The sequence below is a fragment of the Hydrogenovibrio thermophilus genome, assembly GCF_004028275.1.
Lineage (GTDB): Bacteria > Pseudomonadota > Gammaproteobacteria > Thiomicrospirales > Thiomicrospiraceae > Hydrogenovibrio > Hydrogenovibrio thermophilus.
This window is the reverse complement of the sequence record NZ_CP035033.1, coordinates 1103579-1119631: the sequence shown is the minus strand read 5'-3', so window position 1 is coordinate 1119631 and position 16053 is coordinate 1103579. Positions and strand designations below refer to the sequence as shown.

16 protein-coding genes are annotated in these 16053 nt (G+C 50.8%); 9 read left to right on the top strand and 7 right to left on the bottom strand.

Annotation, left to right across the window (positions count from 1 at the left end; all coding sequences use genetic code 11):
- Positions 1 to 255: 255 nt before the first annotated feature.
- Entirely contained in the window at positions 256 to 948 is a 693-nt protein-coding gene (locus tag EPV75_RS05195) for an MBL fold metallo-hydrolase (RefSeq protein ID WP_029937771.1), read from the top strand.
- A 90-nt stretch (positions 949 to 1038) separates the two neighbouring features.
- On the opposite strand, the gene EPV75_RS05190 is transcribed toward EPV75_RS05195, so the two are convergent.
- Positions 1039 to 1464: an FKBP-type peptidyl-prolyl cis-trans isomerase gene (locus EPV75_RS05190; RefSeq protein ID WP_127119890.1), complete on the bottom strand. Its 426-nt coding sequence runs from the start codon at positions 1462 to 1464 to the stop codon at positions 1039 to 1041.
- A gap of 89 nt (positions 1465 to 1553) precedes the next feature.
- Between EPV75_RS05190 and dnaQ the strand changes: the two genes are divergently transcribed.
- Positions 1554 to 2249 (top strand): DNA polymerase III subunit epsilon, encoded by a 696-nt coding sequence (gene dnaQ / locus EPV75_RS05185; RefSeq protein WP_029937769.1) that lies wholly within the window; start codon positions 1554 to 1556, stop codon positions 2247 to 2249.
- A gap of 113 nt (positions 2250 to 2362) precedes the next feature.
- Positions 2363 to 2944, top strand: a complete 582-nt coding sequence (locus tag EPV75_RS05180; RefSeq protein WP_128384685.1) for a pyrophosphohydrolase domain-containing protein — start codon at positions 2363 to 2365, stop codon at positions 2942 to 2944.
- Positions 2945 to 2965: 21 nt separating this feature from the next.
- Here EPV75_RS05180 and rnhA read toward each other — a convergent pair whose 3' ends face one another.
- Both rnhA and EPV75_RS05170 read right to left on the bottom strand, forming a co-directional pair.
- The gene (rnhA, locus tag EPV75_RS05175; RefSeq protein WP_029937767.1) at positions 2966 to 3409 is read right to left on the bottom strand and encodes a ribonuclease HI; all 444 of its coding nucleotides are present in this window, start codon (positions 3407 to 3409) and stop codon (positions 2966 to 2968) included.
- Between the two features lie 7 nt (positions 3410 to 3416).
- Entirely contained in the window at positions 3417 to 4115 is a 699-nt protein-coding gene (locus EPV75_RS05170; protein ID WP_225972406.1) for a class I SAM-dependent methyltransferase, read from the bottom strand.
- 141 nt (positions 4116 to 4256) lie between these two features.
- On the opposite strand from EPV75_RS05170, the gene gloB reads away from it, so the two are divergent.
- The 3 genes from gloB to EPV75_RS05155 are packed head-to-tail and all read left to right on the top strand — an operon-like array spanning position 4257 to position 8714.
- The gene (gloB, locus tag EPV75_RS05165; RefSeq protein ID WP_128384684.1) at positions 4257 to 5063 is read left to right on the top strand and encodes a hydroxyacylglutathione hydrolase; all 807 of its coding nucleotides are present in this window, start codon (positions 4257 to 4259) and stop codon (positions 5061 to 5063) included.
- The gene (locus EPV75_RS05160; protein ID WP_225972405.1) at positions 5056 to 6708 is read left to right on the top strand and encodes a LysM peptidoglycan-binding domain-containing protein; all 1653 of its coding nucleotides are present in this window, start codon (positions 5056 to 5058) and stop codon (positions 6706 to 6708) included. The genes gloB and EPV75_RS05160 overlap by 8 nt, the downstream gene beginning before the upstream one ends.
- 5 nt (positions 6709 to 6713) lie before the next feature.
- Positions 6714 to 8714: a lytic transglycosylase domain-containing protein gene (locus EPV75_RS05155; protein ID WP_128384683.1), complete on the top strand. Its 2001-nt coding sequence runs from the start codon at positions 6714 to 6716 to the stop codon at positions 8712 to 8714.
- A gap of 251 nt (positions 8715 to 8965) precedes the next feature.
- Here EPV75_RS05155 and cysS read toward each other — a convergent pair whose 3' ends face one another.
- Entirely contained in the window at positions 8966 to 10336 is a 1371-nt protein-coding gene (cysS, locus tag EPV75_RS05150; protein WP_225972404.1) for a cysteine--tRNA ligase, read from the bottom strand.
- The gene (locus EPV75_RS05145; RefSeq protein WP_128384681.1) at positions 10336 to 12015 is read right to left on the bottom strand and encodes a glutamine--tRNA ligase/YqeY domain fusion protein; all 1680 of its coding nucleotides are present in this window, start codon (positions 12013 to 12015) and stop codon (positions 10336 to 10338) included. Before EPV75_RS05145 ends, cysS begins: the two co-directional genes overlap by 1 nt.
- Positions 12016 to 12420: 405 nt before the next feature.
- On the opposite strand from EPV75_RS05145, the gene EPV75_RS05140 reads away from it, so the two are divergent.
- The 3 genes from EPV75_RS05140 to EPV75_RS05130 all read left to right on the top strand — a co-directional run bounded on the left by EPV75_RS05140 (position 12421) and on the right by EPV75_RS05130 (position 14411).
- Positions 12421 to 13008: a peptidylprolyl isomerase gene (locus EPV75_RS05140; protein ID WP_128384680.1), complete on the top strand. Its 588-nt coding sequence runs from the start codon at positions 12421 to 12423 to the stop codon at positions 13006 to 13008.
- Between the two features lie 146 nt (positions 13009 to 13154).
- Positions 13155 to 13661: a peptidylprolyl isomerase gene (locus tag EPV75_RS05135; RefSeq protein ID WP_128384679.1), complete on the top strand. Its 507-nt coding sequence runs from the start codon at positions 13155 to 13157 to the stop codon at positions 13659 to 13661.
- A gap of 21 nt (positions 13662 to 13682) precedes the next feature.
- Complete coding sequence (locus EPV75_RS05130) at positions 13683 to 14411, top strand: UDP-2,3-diacylglucosamine diphosphatase (protein ID WP_128384678.1); 729 nt, start codon at positions 13683 to 13685, stop codon at positions 14409 to 14411.
- A 21-nt stretch (positions 14412 to 14432) separates the two neighbouring features.
- On the opposite strand, the gene EPV75_RS05125 is transcribed toward EPV75_RS05130, so the two are convergent.
- Complete coding sequence (locus tag EPV75_RS05125) at positions 14433 to 14768, bottom strand: hypothetical protein (RefSeq protein WP_128384677.1); 336 nt, start codon at positions 14766 to 14768, stop codon at positions 14433 to 14435.
- Between the two features lie 9 nt (positions 14769 to 14777).
- Positions 14778 to 16043, bottom strand: coding sequence for a dicarboxylate/amino acid:cation symporter (locus EPV75_RS05120; protein WP_225972403.1), 1266 nt, complete (start codon positions 16041 to 16043; stop codon positions 14778 to 14780).
- Between the last annotated feature and the right edge of the window lie 10 nt (positions 16044 to 16053).

Genomic DNA, 16053 nt, shown 5'->3' with positions numbered 1-16053 from the left:
ATGCATATCAGGCGGCCGCATGCCATAATGGCTCGCAATTCGATAAGGACGTCCGGGCGAACAACGCTGATTTTAACGGAGTATCGGGAACTTAAAATCTAATTTTATAAAAGATTATAAGTTGTTTTTATCATTACACTTTTTTTGACCCAAAAACATATTAGTGTTTGTTTATCCGGTTGAAAAAAGCGATAATCAGACCCTCGAATCGTTACGTTCGACACACGAACGAAAACGAAGACAAAGGAGATTTACATGAACATTCGACAACTTTTTGATTACGACACTTGGACCTACACTTACCTGATCTGGGACGAAGAGACCAAAGAAGCCGCCGTAATCGATTCAGTACTCGAAAAAGTTGATCGTGACGAGCAGCACATCAAAGAATTGGGATTGAACGTTAAATACCTGTTGGAAACACACATCCACGCCGACCACATCACAGGGGCAGGCCCTTTGAGAAAACGCATTGGCGGGCAACTGGTGGTGCACAAGAACTCCGGCTCGGAATGTGCGGATATTCTGGCGGTGGACGGTGACGTCTTCAAACTGGGCAATCAGGAAATTCATGTACTTCACACCCCTGGTCACACCAATAACGACATCACCTATAAAATTGACGGTGCGGTTTTCACCGGCGATACCTTGTTGGTGCGTGACTGCGGCCGGACCGACTTCCAATTGGGTGACAATGAATCCATGTATCACTCATTGACGGAAATCCTGTTCAAGCTACCGGAAGACACCATGGTGTTCCCGGCGCATGACTACAAAGGGTTCAGCCAATCCACCATCGGTGAAGAAAAAACGTTCAATGTCCGTGCCGGTAGCAACAAGTCTTTTGAAGACTTCTCGACCATTATGGACAACTTGAATCTGCCGAATCCAAAACGCATCGACATCGCGGTGCCTGGCAACTTGAAGTGCGGTAATCTGGACGACTGATTCGTTTCGGATAACACACACCCATAAAAAAAGCCCCGTTTTTGGGGCTTTTTTGTATCCGGGATTTACCGGCGTCAGGCGGCACTTGAATCAAGCGACTTCCACCACCTCTACACGGTATTCCAACGTTTGATTCGCCAATGGGTGATTACCGTCCAGATACACTTTGTCTTCATCCACTTCCACAATGCGGAATTGAATCATATTACCTTCCGGATCTTCGGTTTCCACCACCTCACCGATTTTGATTTCCACTTGGTCATCAAAGTTTTCCGGCGATGCGTATACGATCAAATCTTCTCGTGTCGTTCCATAGCCCTTCTCAGGCGGAATTTCGACCTTGGCTTCAAAGCCCGGTTCCTCACCTTCCAAAAACTCTTCCAACCCTTCGACGATTTCACCTTCACCGTGGACATAATGCACCGGCTCGCCACCGAAAGTGCTGTCGAGCAAATCACCTTTCTCGTTTCGCAACTCGTAATGAAACGTGACTTCGCTCCCTTTTTTAATTCTCATACTCAGACTCTCAAAATTGCATTAAAATAGAAAACATTTAGCGTATTCTACCCGAAGAACTCTCAGAGATTAAGAGAAACAATTTAACCATGCGTCAAATACTACTGGATACGGAAACCACGGGCTTCGACCCGAAAACCGGCGACCGAATCATCGAAATCGGGGCCGTGGAACTGGTCAAACGAAAACTCACCCACAACAACTACCATCAATACATCCAGCCGGAACGGGACGTGCCGCAGGACGCCATCGATGTGCACGGCATCACCAATGAATTCCTGAAGGACAAACCGGTATTCGCTCAAGTGGTCGACGATTTCATGAATTTCGTGGCCGGCGCCGAACTCATCATCCACAACGCGCCCTTCGACGTGGGCTTTATCAACCATGAACTGTCGATGTTGCCCGACAACAAATGGGGCACCATCGAAGCGCATTGTCAAATCACCGACTCCTTGAAAATGGCTCGAAAAGCCTACCCCGGACAACGTAACTCGTTGGATGCGCTTTGCAAACGTTTCGACATCGACAACTCCAACCGGACATTGCACGGTGCCTTACTCGACTCCGAAATCCTGGCCGATGTCTATCTGGCCATGACCGGCGGACAGACCGACTTGATGCTGATGAACGAAGACCCCAACGCTAAGCTGGATCAACAGGCCAATTTGAGCCAACAGCGCGCGCCACTCAAAGTATTACGCGCTTCCGAAGCGGAGCTTGAGGCCCATGCCAGCAAGCTGGCCGCCATCAGCAAGAAATGCGACCGCACCATTCAATGGTAACCGCTCGCACGACTCTTCTTGCTTAACACCGAAAACGGCCAGGCCTGGCCGTTTTTCAAGCTGCGATTCCAATACCCAAAAGAGACACATAAGAAGATACACTAGAGGTGACCATGCAACTGAGACAGCAACTTTTTCGTGACGATTCCGCCAAAAGCATTTTCCTGGAACCCACCGCACAGTGGCACCAGCTCGCCGGTAACGACGCCTCCCATCAACACGGCGTCAATCACTTGTTTTTTTATGACGAAGAAGCCAAAGAGTTTTTCGATGCTTATCAGGACAACGACCTGACCGAACAGTTGGATGCATTGGGCGATATGCTGTTCGTTGCCTGGGGCATCACCCATCACCTTGACTTACCGGAACCGATGGCGGCGTCGCAGATGTCCATTCTCTATGTTCTGGACAAACTGCAACCGCAAGACCCACTGGCGGTCAGTCAGGCGGTATTTGAAGAAGTGGTGCGCTCGAACTTTTCCAAGTTCTGCCCCACAGAAGAAAATGCCCGTCAAACCGTTCAGCATTACGCCGACACACTGGATGTCGACGTTACCTACGATCAGGTGGGCGATTTTTTCGTGATTCGTTGCGCGTCTGACCAGACCGGCCGTGACGGCAAGGCCTACCGTAAAGATAAGATTTTAAAATCAGTGGATTTCTTCGAACCGGATTTCAGTCACATTCAACTGTAATCCGCCCTGCGTTTGGCCGCCCTAATGAGCGGCCATCAATTCGTCCATCGCCAAATTCGCCAGTTCATCGACGCGTTCGTTTTCATCGTGACCGGCATGCCCTTTGACCCAAGCCCAGGTCACATCATGCGGTTTAAGTGCCTCGTCCAAGGCTTGCCAAAGATCCTGATTCTTGACCGGTTTCTTCGCCGCGGTTCGCCAGTTATTGCGTTTCCAGTTCGCCATCCACTGGGTGACACCGTTCTTGACGTACTGAGAGTCGGTGGTCAAGGTCACCTTGCAAGGTCGTTTCAAGGCTTTCAGCCCTTCTATCGCGGCGGTCAATTCCATACGGTTGTTGGTGGTGTCCGGCTCCGCCCCTTTCAACTCCTTTTCAAATTCGCCAAAACGTAATAACGCGCCCCAGCCACCGGGGCCGGGATTGCCACGGCAGCCGCCGTCGGTAAAAAGTTCCACTTCCTGCATAATGTTGTTATGAGTCCTTATCCATTCGATGATGTCGGTTGGCGCGATTCGAAACGACGGCCCGCCCGCCCTTCGCGGCGATTAGCCAGTTGGAAAGCCGCCAATTCAGACCAACCGGCGTCGGCGAAGCAATGCGTTTTTTGGCTAAAATGCAATACACATTTCCAAAATCCAATCCCATGCGCCCCAATGTTTTTTCCAACCCTTCCACCCAACGCCAGGTGCCCTGCTCGGCATCCTGACGTGTCAAGCAACTGATGGAGCTGTACGTCACCTGTTCAATGTCGTACCCCAACAAGCTTAGCCAATCCACTACCCGATGAGCGCGAATCAAATTCGCCGATTTGAAATGACGGCGATGTTCGCCGAAACGATTGCGCATGGTACGGCACCCCAACGGGTTGAAACCGGTAATCAGCACATGCCCCTCCGGTACCAGCGCCGAATCCACTTGTCGCAGCAAATGATAAGGGTCGGTCACGGATTCCAATGAATGCGGCAAGACGAACACGTCAACCGCATCGTTTCGAATCGGTAAATAATCCATATCGGCTTGAATACGCAAGCCGCTGGCTTCCGGCAACGCATGGTCATCCAGAAGGACTTTACAGTTGACGCGACTGTTTTCCAGCAGGCTATCGGTCGACACTCGACCCAGTTGCACCAAATAGAGGCCGAAAACGTGTGCTAACGCATGATCGATCAAAGGTTTTTCCTGCCGGAATAACGACTGCCCTTTTGGCGTCTGATAAAACCGATGTAAAAAGGATTGAAATGAAGGATTCGTCATCATTTTAACCGGCGGATTTGTTAGAATACGGCCATTATAACAATTAACGAGTCAGACATGAAAATCGTTGGCCTACCGACACTTTCGGACAATTACACTTGGGTCATTCTCTCGGAGAACCCGCAGGATAAGTCGGCTTGGATCGTCGATCCGGGTGAAAGTCGGAAAGTCATCGAATATTTTCATCAAAACCAGCTGGAACTGGTCGGCATTTTGCTAACACATCATCATTATGATCATACCGGCGGAATTGCAGCAGTGAGAACAGAATTAGGCGACGTGCCCATCGTCAGCAATGCACACGGCCCTTATAAACCCGTTACCTACCCGGTAACCGACGGCGACGAAATCCAAGTGCATGGCGAAACCTTCAAGGTGATGGCAACACCGGGGCACACCCACGAACACATCAGCTTCTATCACCCGAAGGCCTTATTCTGTGGCGATGCCATGTTCACCGCCGGCTGCGGTAAAACCTGGACGCAAGCACCTGGGGTCATGGCCCAATCCCTGTTAAAGATTCGCGAACTGCCGGACAGTTGTGCGGTTTACTGTGGCCATGAATACACTTACGCCAACCTCAATTTTGCGATGATTGCCGAACCTGACAACCTCGACATGGCCGCTCGCCAGACCGAAGTCAAGCGTAAAACCCGACAAGGCGAACCTTGTGTTCCGGCCTTACTCGGTCTGGAGAAGAAAACCAACCCGTTTCTGCGCTTTGACCAATCACCGTTGAAGGAAACCCTGGCCAACCGTGCCGGAAAAGCCGAACTCAGCAACGAACAGGCTTATGCGACCCTGAGAGCCTGGAAAGATGAACTCGATAAAACTGGAACCCTTGAGGCCGGATTGAATGATTGAGACCCGACATAAACTGTTCACCCCTTTTATAAAACTGGCGTCCGCCGCCACCTTCCTGATGTTAGCGGGGTGCAGCCACCTTCCCTATCAGGACATCGATACCACCGCACAACGTTCCTCACAGGAAACGGTACCGAAGCTGCCTATTACCGACCCGATTCTCACGGAAAACCGCGAAACGGATGCTTTCGAAAGCTCGATCCAAGAATCCACCGAACGGTTTTCGGCTCTGAAATCGAACCAAAACCTGTCCAACCAGTTGGATCGTGCTTTAGTGTTTTCGCAGGAAGCGCCGGTTTACGACGACCTGTGGCAAGAGATCAGCGAACACTTGTTCCTGGCTCCGGCCAACAGCGAGAACTATCAGGACTACATGAGCTACTACATCAATAAAAAGCGTTACCTGAAGCGCGTGTCGGTTCGAGCCAAACCCTATTTATATTTCATTCTGCAAGAAGTCAAAAAGCGCCAAATGCCGTATGAAATCGCCCTGCTTCCGGTCGTGGAAAGTGGTTATTACCCCTATGCCCGCTCGTACATGAGCGCGGCCGGTCTCTGGCAATTCATGCCCGCCACCGGACACATGTATGGATTACACCAAAACTGGTGGTACGACGGCCGTCAGGACGTCTATCGCAGCACTCTCGCCGCATTGGACTACCTGCAAGCCCTGTATGCCCAAAACGACTATGACTGGCTGTTGGCACTGGCGTCCTACAACAGCGGCTACGGCAATGTCCTGAAAGCGCAACGACGCTTCCTGAAAAAACATCCGAACGGCGACCCGAATTTCTGGAACATCCGCCCTTATCTGCCGAAAGAAACTCAGCACTATGTGCCGCAGTTGCTGGCGATTTCCAACCTTGTGAGCCACAAAAAAACCTACCAGCTCGACCTGGAGCCGGTTCCCAACGAGCCTTATTTCAAAAAGGTGCAGGTCTCCGATCAAATCAGCCTGCCGAAGGTCGCACAGGCCACTCAAACCCCGCAAGACATGCTTAAGGTGCTGAACCCCGGCTACCTTCGCCTGGCCACCCCGCCAAAAGGCAAACACCCGCTGCTCTTGCCGATTGAGGTGGCCGATGCTTTCGAGGCGGAATATTCCGCCAGTCCTGACGACTACGAAGTTACCTGGGTGCGTCATAAAATCCGCTCAGGGGAAAGTTTGAGCGTCATTGCTTACCGCTACCGCACCTCAAGCCGCGAAATCCAAAAGCTTAACAACATGAAAGGCAGCTTCCTGCGTGCCGGCAAAACCCTGTTGATTCCACTGCCGCAAAACCATCAAGTCGCATTACGTTCAGCGGATAAACCCAAAAAATACACCGGCAACAAACACACTCATACCGTTCGTTCCGGCGAAAGCCTCTGGACCATCGCCAAGTATTACAACACTTCACCGCGTAAGTTATGCGAATGGAACGGCATCAGCATCCGTAAGCCGATTTACAAAGGCCAGCAACTGGTGATTCAATCCAACCAGTATGGTCGAAAAGTGTCTTACACCCTGAAAGAAGGGGAAAGCCTATGGGTCGTGGCGCAAAAATACCGCGTCACCACGCAAGAGCTGTGCAACTGGAACGGCATCAAGAAATCGGCCGTTCTGCAACCGGGAACCAAACTCAAGGTTTGGGTTAAGAGTTAAAGGTTATGCTAGGGAACAAGCAACGACGCTTACACCACATCCTGACACTACTGCTTTTCGTTGCCTTCGGCTTACAGCAGCCGGCGGCGGCCTCGACGCCCGACCCCGATCAACTGACCCAAAACCAACGCACCTTTCTCGACGCTTATGAAGCCACCAAAGCCAACGACCGGCCGTTAATCGCCAAATACCAGGCGGAGTTAAAGGATTACCCCCTATACCCTTATCTGGTGTATCTGGATTATAAATACCACATCAAAGACACACCGCCCGCTCTGATTCAAGGCTTCATCGACACTCACCCCAACAGCCCCTTGCCGTTCTTTTTAAAACGGAAATGGCTGCATTACCTGGGTAAAACCCATCAGTGGTCCTTGTATTTGAAACAATATGAGCCGGGCGAATACAGCTCCACCACCTTGAAATGCTATGACCTGCGCGCTCAGATGCAGGTGCAACACACCGAAAAAACCGACCGGCAAATGCAGGCATTATGGCAAAGCGAGCTCAGCCTGCCCGGCACCTGCAAACCGGTGAAAAAATATTTACGCAAACACAAACTCATTACCGGTTCCATGGTGTGGACAAAAGCGCAATTGGCGATGAAAAAAGGCAAACTCAAAACCGCCAAAAACATCGGCCGCGACCTCTCGGCACAAGAGCGCAAAGCACTGAATTATTGGATTGACACCTTCCGCCACCCGAAAAATGTCACCCGAGATATGCCGTCGTACGTCTCGCCGGTGATTCGCAAGGCGATTTTCAAACAAGGCATTCAACGCTTGTCCTATTCCGAGCCGGAACTGGCCCTGAAAACCCTCAAACAACGCGCCGAGCAATACGGTTTGAACCGTCAGGAAGAAAGCCATTTGCAAAGCCGGGTCAGTCTGCGTTTCGCTTATCAATATCACCCGAAAGCCAGCGAATATCTCGCTCAGATCGACCGCGCCGGTAAAGACGAGCGCACGCTGGAATGGGAATTGCAAGTCACGATTCGGGAATCCAACTGGGTCAATTATCTGGACCTTTACGCCCTGCTGCCGCCGGAAGAACAATCCGAATCCCGCTGGCTGTATTGGAAAGCCCGCGCCCTGGTGGAATTGAACCAACAAGAGGATGCCCGCCCGATTTTCCAAACCCTCGCCAAACAGCGCAGCTTCTATGGTTTTCTGTCCGCCGACCGATTGCAACAGCCCTATCAGTTCAATCCGACGCCCAGCCAGAAAAAAGACCTGGCGAAGATGGTGAAAAAATACCCGCAACTGGAAGTCATGCAGGAGCTGATCGCAATTCAATGGAAACTCAGCTTGAAGCGCGAATGGTACAACCTGCTCAAGAACATCGACCAAAACGACTTCGAAGCCATCGCCAACTTCATGGCGGACTGGGATCAGCACAATTTGGCGATTCAAACCATTTCCCGGGTCAAAAAATGGGACGACTTATCGTTACGCTTCCCAACCCCTTATCGCGAACCGGTGATGCAGGCCGCCAATAAGAACACCATCGACCCGGCCTGGGTGTACGGCGTCATGCGCCGTGAAAGCGCTTTCTCACCGACCATCAGTTCACCGGTCGGCGCCGTCGGCTTGATGCAACTCATGCCGAAAACCGCACGCTACATCGGGCGAAAAATCGGCCTGAAAAAACGTCAATACACCCGCCTCACCATCCCCGAATCCAATATCGAACTGGGCAGTGCTTACTTGAGTTATTTAAGTGACAAATACAACGGCAGTCGCGTTTTGGCAACGGCGGCTTACAACGCCGGACCGACACGAGTCGACCAATGGATTCCGCAAGACAAGGTGCTTTCCGCCGACCAATGGATTGAGACCATTCCGTTTTCCGAAACCCGCGCCTACGTCAAAGCGGTGCTGGAATACACCACCATCTTCAAATCGATGCTGAATAAGAAATATGACCGTCTGGAAAATTTCATGCATCCGATCGGACACCACAAAACCCTGTCTCAAACCGATGGCCGCAACGCGCCAAATTCTTGATTCCAAACAGCTAATGAAAAATTCGAGATAAAAAAAAGCCTCAGGGACAAACTGAGGCTTTAAATACATTATTTCTTTTTAATAACAAGAAATAATCAGAGGAGGATACTCATGAAGAAACATGAATGACTCCATCTTATTAGAAATAACTTATATTGTCAAACCCTAATATGAAAAAAGTTTAAAAATAACAGCGACTTATTTCCACATTTTTAAAATGGTTATAAGCCGACGCTAAGCGTTTGATTCCGTTAAACTCTTCGCCAACTGGTGCCTTGCGGGCTATCCAGCAATTCGACACCCTGCTCCAACAACTGGTCACGAATCTCGTCGGAGCGTGCGAAATTTTTCGCTTGTCGCGCCTCGGCACGCTCCTGAATTAATTGTTCAATGACTTCATCGGTCAAAGCCGAATCAGACGGCTGCGATTTGAAAAAGGCTTCCGGCGTCATTTCCAATAAGCCTAAACGGTTTGCCAATTGTTTCAACAAAACGGCCAGGCCTGGTGATTTCTGTTTATTGACCTCTTTTGCCAATTCAAACAACACCGCTAAGGCTTGCGGGGTATTGAAATCATCGTTCATCGCTTCGACAAACTCATCGGTGAAACTCGTTGAAGTTTCCGCGTCTCCAGCCAATTCCACTGCTTCCAATGCCGAGTACAACCGCCCGACGCTGGCTTTGGCCACATTCAGGTTCTCTTCGGAATAATTCACCGGGCTACGGTAATGGCTCGCCAGCAGAAAGTAACGAATCACTTCCGGATGGTATTGTTTCAAGACTTCGCGAATGGTGAAGAAGTTGCCCAGCGACTTCGACATTTTTTCATCATCGATGCGCACGAAGCCGCAGTGCATCCAAGTATTCACATAATGCTCACCGGTCGCACACTCCGACTGGGCAATTTCATTTTCATGGTGCGGAAAGCTTAAGTCCAGTCCGCCACCGTGAATGTCGAAATGGTTCCCCAGACATTTGGTGGACATGGCGGAACACTCGATGTGCCAACCAGGACGGCCGTCACCCCACGGAGATTGCCAGGCCGGTTCGTTTTCTTTCGAGGCTTTCCACAACACGAAATCCAATGGGTCTTTTTTAAAGGAATTCACCTCAATTCGCGCACCGGAATCCAGTTCGTCGATGTGTTTACCGGACAGGCGACCATAATCGTCGTCGGCCTTCACATGGAAATACACATCACCGTTTTCCGCCGGATAAGCGTAACCCTTATCGACCAGGCTGGTGATCATCTGCTCGATGTCCTGTATGTGCTCAGTGGCTTTCGGCTCCATATCCGGACGCAGCACATTCAGCGCTTTTTCATCTTCATGCATAGCGTCGATGAAACGCGCCGTCAATTCTTGAATCGGTTCTTTGTTTTCCAAGGCACGCTGGATAATCTTATCGTCAATGTCGGTGATGTTACGCACATAGGTGACGTCATAACCCAAAGCGCGTAGGTGGCGCACCACCGTATCGAACACCACCATCACCCGTGCATGACCGACATGGCAATAGTCGTAAACCGTGACTCCGCAGACATACAAGCCCACTTGATTTTCATGAATGGGTTTAAAGACTTCTTTTTGTCGGGTTTCGGTATTGTAAATCTGTAATGCCACTATTTCTGACTCCATGTATCTCTTAGACCAACGGTTTTATTGAACACCAACGCGTCTCCGGCTTGGTTGTCACGGCAGAAATACCCCTCACGTTCAAACTGATACGCTTGTTCCGGCTCGGCGTCTTTCATACCCGGCTCGACAAAACCGTTTTTCACCACCAATGACTCGGGGTTGATGACGGCTTCAAAATCGTCTTCCTTGGCCGGATTCGGTACCGAGAACAAACGGTCATACAAACGGAACTCCGCCGGTAAGGCTTTGGAGGCTTCCACAAAGTGAATCACCCCTTTCACCTTACGACCATCCGCCGGGTTCTTGCCCAAAGTCTCCGGGTCGTAAGAACAATATACGGTAGTGATGTTTCCATCCGCATCGGTTTCGGCACGCAACCCTTTCACCACATAAGCGTTACGCAAACGCACTTCCTTGTCCAAAGCCAGGCGTTGCCATTTTTTGTTCGGCGCTTCTTCAATGAAATCGGCGCGGTCGATATACAATTCTCGGCTGAAGGAGATTTCGCGTTTGCCCATTGCCTCGTTCTGCGGATGCACCGGCGCTTGCAAAGCTTCCACTTCGCCTTCCGGGTAATTTTCGATAACCAGTTTAATCGGGTCAATCACGCCCATGGTGCGCGGTGCCACCACATTCAAATCGTCACGAATCGCCGCTTCCAGAATACCCATTTCCGTCATGCTATCGACCTTGGAAATCCCGATGCGTTCCGCGAAATCACGAACCGCCGCCGGCGTCACGCCTCGACGGCGCAAACCGGACAAGGTCGGCATACGCGGGTCATCCCACCCCGACACCAAACCGTCTTCCACCAATTGCATCAATTTCCGCTTGGACATGACGGTGTATTCCAGGTTCAAACGTGAGAACTCATACTGGAACGGGCGGTCCGGCTTATTGAAATCGTCCAGATGTTCCAACAACCAATCGTAAATCCGGCGGTTGTCCTGAAATTCCAAGGTACACAGGGAGTGCGTCACCCCTTCAATACCGTCGGAAATACAGTGTGCGAAATCATACATCGGGTAAATACACCACTCGTCACCGGTTTGGTGATGGTGCGCATAACGGATACGGTACAGCGTCGGATCGCGCATACACATGAACGATGACGCCATATCGATTTTGGCACGCAACACACATTCCCCTTCCTTAAATTCGCCGTTTTTCATCTTAACGAACAATTCCAGATTCTCCGCCACCGACGTATCGCGATACGGGCTGTCTTTCCCTGGCTCGGTCAAAGTACCGCGGTATTCACGGGTTTGTTCGGCGTTCAGAAAACACACATAGGCCAAACCTTTCTCAATCAACTCCACCGCATAGTCGTGGAACTTTTGGAAGTAATTGGAGGAATAACGCGGTTCACCGGCCCATTGAAAGCCCAACCAGGTCACGTCTTCCTTAATGGCGTCCACATATTCGACGTCTTCTTTCGTCGGATTGGTATCGTCAAAACGCAGATTACAGCCGCCCTGGTAATCTTCCGCCAACCCGAAGTTCAGACAAATCGATTTCGCATGCCCGATGTGCAGGTAACCGTTCGGCTCCGGCGGGAAACGCGTAATGACCGTTTCGTATTTGTGATTCGCCAAATCGTCATCGATGATGTTGCGAATGAAATTGGTGGGCTTATCAACAGCGGCGTTCGTGTTTTGACTCATGTCCAAAAAAACCTATCGAAAAATATCAGAATAGTGGGTGCAAGTGCTGTCGCAGAACCGATTCAAGCTCACCCCGTGAGCGACCCGAATCGTTACGCCAACGCATACGTTTAGAATAACGCAACATTATAACACTAAAAAGACGCCGAAATACCCCATCTATACAGGAAATTGCCAATCGTCATCGGAGTGAAAACCGAGATAAAACTCGCCATCCTCCATCACGATTCGTACGCTTTTTTCATGAGTTTTGTAGGCTTTTTTCAATACTTGGCATGGTGATTTGCGTCATCCAAAAAGACCGGTCGTGTTAGAATGCTACCCCACAGTGAAACACTATTGAATGCAATGACATCCGGTCCGATATCAAACGGACGTTAAGCCGTGACAATCTTGGAGAACATCATGACAAAACGCGCTTTTATCTTTACGCTCTTTTTCAGCCTGCTGAGTTTTCAAGCCAGCGCCGCCGAGACCAACAAAGACACCAAAAACCCGGTGGTCCTGATTCAGACCAGCATGGGCGACATTGAAGCCGAACTGTACCCGGAGAAAGCGCCCGAAACCGTCAAAAACTTTTTGCGTTATGTTCATGAAGGTTTCTACGACGGCACTATTTTCCACCGTGTCATTTCCAATTTCATGATTCAGGGCGGCGGCTTCACGCCGGACATGCAGAAAAAACCGACCCATGCGCCGATTCAAAATGAAGCGGACAACGGCTTACGCAACCGCATCGGCACCTTAGCTATGGCCCGAACCAACGACCCGCATTCCGCAACGTCGCAATTCTTCATCAACGTCGCGCAAAACACCTTCCTGGACTTCCGTGAGAAAACCCCACGCGCTTACGGTTATGCGGTTTTCGGGCGCGTCATCAAAGGCATGCGCGTCGTCAATCAAATCCGTCAGGTGCAAACCGGCTTTAAAAACGGCATGGGCGACGTCCCCTTGCAGACCGTGGAAATCATTAAGGTCACGCAAATTCAATAAGCTTGCGTAATTTGCCAAATCGATAAAACCACCAGGCCTGGTGGTTTTATCGATTGCATGCTTGAATGGGCACATCGCGTCCCCATTAAACAATCCAAACAACACACAAACACCCGAATTCAAAAAATATCATCAAAGGAAATCGCATGACACAAGTCACATTTCAAACCAATATGGGTAATATCACCGTCGAAGTCGACCACGAAAATGCGCCGATCGGCGCCGAAAATTTCGTGCATTACGCTATGGAAGGCTTTTACAACGGCACTATTTTCCACCGCATCATTCCTGGCTTCATGGTTCAGGGCGGCGGCATGTTACCGGGCATGGAAGAAAAACCGTCCGGCGAGCCGATTGAGAACGAAGCCGACAACGGTTTGAAAAACGTCCGCGGTTCATTGTCTTATGCCCGCACCATGGACCCGCATTCCGCCACCACACAATTTTTCATGAACCTGGTAGACAACGATTTCCTCGACCACAAATCGAAAGACATGCACGGTTGGGGGTATGCGGTATTCGGACGTATCGTGGAAGGCTTGGACGTCATCGATGAGATGGCCAAAGTCGAAACCACCACTCGCCGTGGCCACCAGGACGTCCCGGTTGAAGACATCATCATCGAAAAAACCCTCGTCAAAGAAACCGACTGATTGGGTAAAGCGATGGCTGATATGCCGCATACTTTAATTACCGCCGACGTACACTTGCAACCGGATGACACCCATCCGATCAACCAGGCGTTCTACCGCTTCCTGGACCAGGACGCGCCGAAAGCCGATGCGCTTTACATCATCGGCGATCTGTTCGAAATGTGGGTCGGCGACGACCACGGCCTTGAGCATTACGCCACGGTGATTCGTAAGTTCAAACACCTCACCGAACACGGCCTGCCGATTTATCTGATGTACGGGAATCGGGATTTTCTGATGCGGCGGGCTTTTTTCGACGCCACCGGCATTCAGTTTTTGAAAGAACCGGCGTTGGTCAACCTGTATGGTTTGCCGATCTTAATGTTGCATGGGGATTCGCTCTGCACCGACGACAAAGCGTTTCAGCGCATGCGTCTTCTGTTACGCAATCGCCTGGTGACCTGGTTGTTTCTGAAATTGCCGGAGCACAAGCGCGTCGCCATTGGCGAAAACATGCGCGCCAACTCTCAGAAATACAACCTCAATAAAGCGGAAAACATTATGGACGTGAACGAAGCGGCGGTCAGAAAGCTGTTACAGCGTCACCCACAATGCCGTCACCTGGTGCACGGACACACCCACCGCCCCTATTTACATCAAATCGAACAGGACGGCCAAGTCAAACATCGTTGGGTGTTGGGCGACTGGCGTCCGGAAACCGAAGTCCTCAAAGTCTGGTCCAACCAAACCCTTGAACTGGTCGCACGCTAAGGCCTAGTGTCGCATTCTAAACTAATCTAATTTCAGTAGCTTGAAGTGCACTTCGCCGTCTTCGGCCAAAGTAAAACGCACTTTGTCGTTCATGACGCCCTGCTCCATCTGATCGGCACAACTCCAGTTGATTTCCCACGGATAATGGTAATCCAGACGATAGAGGTTATCTTTTTGATAAATGACGGCATCCAGCGCCATGCCGCCCATGTAATTGGCGAAATGACTGATGTGCGATAAATCCTGAACCAGGTCATGCTCCAGTTCCGGCAAACGCTCCGAGAAACGGGCGAGAATGGTTTCGTTGTGCTCTTCGCCGGGCGTCAACCCGGCCAATTCCGTGATGATAATCTTCACAAACCCACCTTAAAAATGCTTGGAGACCAACACCTGGTCTTCGCCTTCGGAGCGCGCGATGACGACAGCCCCGACCGAGTCACTGAACACATTCACCACAGTGCGCATCATATCCAATAACCGGTCCACCACCAGCAACAACCCAATGGCCTCCGCCGGTAAACCGACCGCCACCAAAATAATGCTGATGGCCACCAAACTGGCGGATGGAATCCCCGCCACGCCAATGGATGTTGTCAAGGCAATCACCACAATCAACAGTTGCGTACTCCAGTCCAGCGGCACACCGAATAATTGTGCGATAAACACCGCTGCCACACATTCATACAACGCGGTGCCGTCCATATTCACCGTCGCGCCCAGCGGCAACACAAAACTCGACACGCGGTTGGACACTCCGGCACGGGTTTCCACCGCATTCATGGTAATCGGCAAAGTCGATGAGGACGAACTGGTGGAAAAGGCCGTCAGAATCGCCGGCGCCATGGCCTGATAATGCAACCACGGATTTTTCACCCCGCCCAAAACGCGCAATAGAATCGGCATGACCACCAGGAAGTGCACGCCCAACGCCAAGGACACCGTCAAAAAGAACAACGCCAAATGACCGAACTGGTCAAAGCCGGTTTTCGCGACCGAGGCCGCCACCAGACCGAAGACCCCCAAAGGTGCGAATTTCATCACCCAGGCGGTAATCATCATCATGACTTCGAAAATCCCTTGCCAGAAATTCGTCAGAGTGTCTTTATGCGCTCCTTTCAGTTTGGTCATGAAATAACCGAACAGCAAGCTGAAGAAAATCAAACCGAGCATTTGACCTTCGGCCGCGGCATCCACCACATTGACCGGAATCATTCGCAGGAAAACATCCACCACATCCCCGGCCGACTTACCGGAAATCGCACTCATGATCTGATCGTTGGTTTCCATCACCGGCACACCGTTTTCGGACACGCCGGGTTGCAATAAGTTGACCAGAGCCAGACCGATGAGAATCGCCAAAAAGCTGGTCAGAACATAATAGCCCAGCGTTTTACCGCCCAAGCGCCCGAAACCGCCATGCTGGCCGACATTCGCCACCCCGGTAATGATGGCGGACACCACCAGCGGCACCACAATCATTTTCAAGGCATTCAAGAACAAAGTGCCGATAAAAGTGTAAATCGCCAACCAGTGCACCCCGAAAATCTGTGCTTCGGTGCCGGTCCACACCCCCATCACCACCGCCAAGGCCAGTGCGATTAATATCTGCCAATGCAAAGCAAGTCTCATCATCTTCCCTTTG